The following is a 4747-nucleotide window of genomic DNA, read 5'->3' on the forward strand; positions in this document are numbered from 1 at the left end:
GCTGGTGGCTGACGGCGCTGCGGGTCAGGTGCAACTCGTCGGCGGCGCGCCAGACGCTGCCGTGGCGGGCGAAGCTATCGAGCGCGCGCAGCGCTTGTGTCGATGGTATTCGCAAGGTGCCTCAGGTGAACCGAATTTGTATGAGCCGGGAAAACATATCACTTTTTGCAAAGCCGCTTCACTGCTTTCTTCTCAAGCCATGGAGAAAGCGGTCAGCACCCCTGCGCAAGCAACCGCGCTTGCCTGTCTTGACGACATCCAGCCGTCGCTGTCGGCGTGGACGCGCACCATTTTCGACTTCGGCGAGACTGCATGGCGCGAATATCAGTCGGCAGCCTGGTATGTGGAGTTGCTGAAACGCGAAGGCTTTTCCGTCGAGGAAGGTTCCGGCGGCATGCCCACAGCCTTCTGCGCCCACTGGACGAACGGCGCCGGCCCGACCATCGGCCTATACGCAGAATATGACGCCGTGCCCGGCAATTGCCAGGACGCAGCGACGGTCAAGCGCCCTCGCCCGGGTCTAGGCGAGCAGGCCGGCGGCCATACTGACCCGCATTCCGGGCTCGGTATCTCAAGCCTTGGCGGGCTGCTGGCGACCAAGGCGGCGATGCAGCGCCACGGCATATCAGGCACGTTGCGCTTCACCGGCGAGCCGGCCGAGAAGGTGCGCGGATCGAAGCCCATCCATGCCGCCAAGGGCTATTATGACGGCCTTGCCGGCATGATCTCCTTCCATCCCTTCTATATGCTGCCGCTCTGCAACACGGCGCGCTGGGACACACATTGTGGCGCGGCCTATGCGATGATCTACCGTTTTGTGTGCGACGAACCCGAAAATTGGGTTCGCGCAGGCGACGGCGCACCGATCCCGCAAGCGCATTCGGCGGTGCGCGCGCCCGGCGCCAACGACGCACTTGTCATGATGTACATGGCCTCGAAGGCGCTGCGCGATTCCATGCTGCCGCATCAGGGCGGCTGGTCGATCAGCGAGACGATCCTCACCGCTGGCCAGGCCACCGCCGACAATCTGCCGGCCGGGCTGGCCGAGATCCAGTACATGATCCGCGTGCCGACGCTGGCCATGGCCGAGCAGGTCACCGCCATGCTCGATCGCAATGCGCAGGCCGCTGCCAGTATGAGCGGCTGCCGCACCGAACGGCATTGGGTGTCGAAGTCACGGCCGGGGCTCGCCAACCACGCGATGGCCGAAATCGCCTATGAAGCGCTGTCGACCGTCGGGCCGCCACGTTGGGACGAAACGGCCAAGGCAATCGCCCGCGAAATCCAGGTCAATGCCGGCGGGGTGGCGACGGAGGAGCCGTTCATTGCCGAGATGGAGCAACTGATCGCGCCGCAAGACGCCGAAGCGCTGCTGCGCCGCGACCTGCCGCCGTCGCAGCTCAATTCGACCTCCGACGACTACACCGACATGTCGTGGCATACGCCGACGGCGCGTTTCTACGTCGCCCGTCCGGCGCTGCGCTCCGCAAATGGCCACGTCTATCCGGCCTGGGTGATGAATGCGCTGGGCGGCATTTCAGCGACGATCGACCCGATGGTCATCTGTGCGGCGAAGACGGTTGCGCTGGCGGCCCTTCGCCTGCTGGAGGACAAAAACGCCCGCGATGCGGCGATGGACGAGTTCGTCACCCGCACCGGCGGCGGCGTTGGCGGTTCGAACTGGATCGCGCCGCTTTGCGACTACGAGCCGCCGACTGGATTTCGCTGGCCGGAATATGTCACCACCCCGCGCGGACGGGACTGGTGGATACCGAGCAATCAAACACCCCAGGCCACCTCACGAGGAGCACCCCATGACCATTCATGACCGCATTGTCGCCGAGCCGTTTTCGCTGCAGCGCCGCAACCCGGCCGGCGGCACCAAGCCGCTGACCGCCTGGGGTTTTGCCAACGAGACCGACGTCCTGACCGACGTCTTGCTCGGCTCGCCCAATTTCCTGCGTCATCTGTCGACCAGTTCGCTGTCGCGAAAGCATCTGCGCGAGGCGCCCTGCAATGTTCAGATCGCGCAGGCGCAGCACAAGGACCTGGTCGCCGCCTATGAACATTTCGGCGTCAACATCCACTGGCACGAGCCGACGCCGGAGCTGCCGATGCAGGTCTATTCCCGTGATTCCAGTGTCATGACGCCTTATGGCGCCTTCATCACCGCGATGGCCAACTGGTGGCGGCGCGGCGAGAACTACGCCGCCATCCGAACCTACGAAAAACTCGGCATCCCGATCTACGACATGGTCACGGCAGGCACGTTCGAAGGCGGCGACTTCAACGTCATCGAGGATGGCGTGGTGCTGATCGGCTGCGGCGGCGCTCGCACGCAGGAGGAAGGTGCCCGCCAGGTGCAGGCCTGGTTCGACAAGGAAGGTTGGGAAACCCGCATCGCTTTCATCGACGAATACTACGTCCATATCGACCTGATGGTGGTGCCGATCGCCGAAAAACTGACCGCCGTCTGCCTCGCCTGCACCGAACCCGGCATCGTCGACTGGCTGAAGGGCAAGGGCCATGAGATCATCGACGTGCCGTTCCAGGACACGATGGCGCTCGGCTGCAACTTCATGTCGCTGGGCAAGGACCGGGTGATCGCACCGACCTCCAGCCAGGCGCTGATCGGCCAGCTCAAGGCCCGCGGTTTCGAGGTCGCGGCCGTCGACATGAGCGAGATCTCCAAGACCGGCGGCGGCATCCACTGCATGGCGCAGGCGCTGAAGCGCGAACCGGCCTGAGCGGCGGAGCCCATTCGGAGCATTGAAACGGCGGGCGCGACGCTTGCCATGGACGGGTCGCTGATTGCGATCCAGCGCAGTCCTCCATTTTTCATAGGATGGACATCGCACTGGATCAGTTTTACGAGTCGGCCCGACCAGAGGAGATGTTCGCGCCCCCCGATGAACAAGATCGATACCCAGAACAGCAAGCGCGACGAGCGCTCGACCGCCACCAGCCTCTTGCGGCTCGGCACGCGGTTGAAGCTGTCCCGGCAGACGCGAGGGCTGACCTTGAAGGCGCTCGCTGCCGCCGCGAACTGCTCGGAAAGCCTGCTTTCCAAGGTCGAGAACGGCAAGGTCTCGCCCTCGCTTCCCATGCTTCACCGGCTCGTCGAGGTGCTCGGCACGAATATTGGCTGGATGTTCGAGGAGTCCGATGGCGAGGAAGGCATTGTCTTTCGGGCTGGATCGCGGCCGTTGATAGCGCTCGATCCGCTTCGGCGCGGCGAAGGTATTTCGCTCGAGCGTGTCATTCCGTATTCGCCCGGCCATCTCCTGCAGTGCAACATCCATCATATCGAAGCGGGCGGTGAGAGCGCTGGCCCGATCCAGCATGCCGGCGAGGAAGTCGGCTATCTCCTGGAAGGTGCGATCGAATTGATGGTCGGCGAAAAAACGTTTCGCCTGTCCGCCGGCGATTCCTTCGTCTTCAACTCCGAACTGCCGCACTGGTACCGCAATGTCGGAGATGAACGCGCCAGCATTTTCTGGGTGAATACACCAGCGACGTTCTGATCCGGCGCATCCCCTTATTCCTTTCGTTGACGCTAATTCAAGTCACTTGACAAGAAATCAAGTATCTTGAATTATGCCCTTGCGCTCAGTCGCCAGGTGAGCCCGATCAAGGGCCTTTTCGTAAAACCAAGGGGAACCGGAATGCGTCTTACCAAGATCCTTTCAAGCTGCGCCGCAGCCATCGCCATGACCCTCGCCCTCGGCTCTGCTTCCGCCATGGCCGAGACCTATGCGCTGGTGACCATCAACCAGCAGGCCCTGTTCTTCAACCAGATCAATGACGGTGCAACGGCTGCTGCCAAGGCCGCCGGCGTCGACCTCGTCATCTTCAACGCCAACAATGTACCAAGCGCGCAGAACGACGCGATCGAGAATTACATCACCCAGAAGGTCGACGGCATCATTCTCGTCGCCATCGATGTCAACGGTGTAAAGCCGGCCATCACCGCGGCCAAGGCTGCCGGAATTCCGGTCATTGCCATCGATGCGCAGATCCCGAATGGCGACAACGTCGCCTTTGTCGGCGTCGACAACACCAAGGCCGGCGAGGATATAGGCAAGTTCTACGCCGAATACGTCAAGACCAAGCTGAACGGAACCGCCAAGATCGGCGTCGTCGGCGCGCTCAATTCGTTCATCCAGAACCAGCGGCTCGACGGCTTCAAGAAGGCCGTCACCGACAGCGGCCAGAAGGTAACCTTCCTCGACACGGTCGACGGCCAGAACGTGCAGGACGTAGCCCTGTCCGCCGCCGAGAACCTTATGACCGCCAATCCCGACATGACGACGCTTTACGCAACCGGCGAGCCGGCTCTGCTCGGTGCGGTTTCCGCCGTCACCAGCCAGGGCCGTACCGGCGATGTCAAGGTGTTCGGCTGGGACCTGACCAAGTCGGCGGTGCAAGGTCTCGAAGAGGGCTGGGTGGTCGCCGTCGTCCAGCAGGATCCGGCTGGTGAAGGCAAGGCAGCGGTTGAAGCCTTCGGCAAGCTCAAGAAGGGCGAGAAGATCGATCCGATCATCAATGTTCCGATCACCATCGTGACCAAGGAAAATGTCGGCCAGTTCAAGGACATGTTCAAGTAGTATCCTCCCCGGACCGGGGGGGGGGGGGGGCGGCGCGGGGCGGGGGGGGGGGGGGGGGCGGCGGGGGGGCCGGGGGTGTGGGGTTTGGGGGGGGGGGGGGGGGGGGGGGGGGGGGGGGGGGGCGGGGGGGCGGGGGGGGG

5 protein-coding genes are annotated in these 4747 nt (G+C 63.4%); 4 read left to right on the top strand and 1 reads right to left on the bottom strand.

Annotation, left to right across the window (positions count from 1 at the left end; translation table 11 throughout):
• On the bottom strand, positions 1-115 hold a 115-nt coding region (locus NKJ06_RS34380), incomplete at its 3' end, for a LysR family transcriptional regulator (RefSeq protein ID WP_352812365.1).
• 84 nt (positions 116-199) lie between these two features.
• Between NKJ06_RS34380 and NKJ06_RS34385 the strand changes: the two genes are divergently transcribed.
• From NKJ06_RS34385 to NKJ06_RS34400, 4 genes are all read left to right on the top strand, one after another.
• On the top strand, positions 200-1828 hold the full coding sequence (locus tag NKJ06_RS34385; RefSeq protein WP_352626802.1) for a zinc-binding metallopeptidase family protein: 1629 nt from the start codon (positions 200-202) through the stop codon (positions 1826-1828).
• Positions 1815-2747, top strand: a complete 933-nt coding sequence (locus tag NKJ06_RS34390; RefSeq protein ID WP_352626800.1) for a dimethylarginine dimethylaminohydrolase family protein — start codon at positions 1815-1817, stop codon at positions 2745-2747. The genes NKJ06_RS34385 and NKJ06_RS34390 overlap by 14 nt, the downstream gene beginning before the upstream one ends.
• Positions 2748-2909: 162 nt before the next feature.
• Positions 2910-3524, top strand: coding sequence for a cupin domain-containing protein (locus NKJ06_RS34395; RefSeq protein WP_352626798.1), 615 nt, complete (start codon positions 2910-2912; stop codon positions 3522-3524).
• A gap of 141 nt (positions 3525-3665) precedes the next feature.
• The gene (locus tag NKJ06_RS34400; protein WP_352599320.1) at positions 3666-4607 is read left to right on the top strand and encodes an ABC transporter substrate-binding protein; all 942 of its coding nucleotides are present in this window, start codon (positions 3666-3668) and stop codon (positions 4605-4607) included.
• Positions 4608-4747 lie beyond the last annotated feature (140 nt).

Origin of the sequence: Mesorhizobium sp. M0293 (genome assembly GCF_040321735.1) — a bacterium.
In the GTDB taxonomy this organism is placed as follows: domain Bacteria; phylum Pseudomonadota; class Alphaproteobacteria; order Rhizobiales; family Rhizobiaceae; genus Mesorhizobium.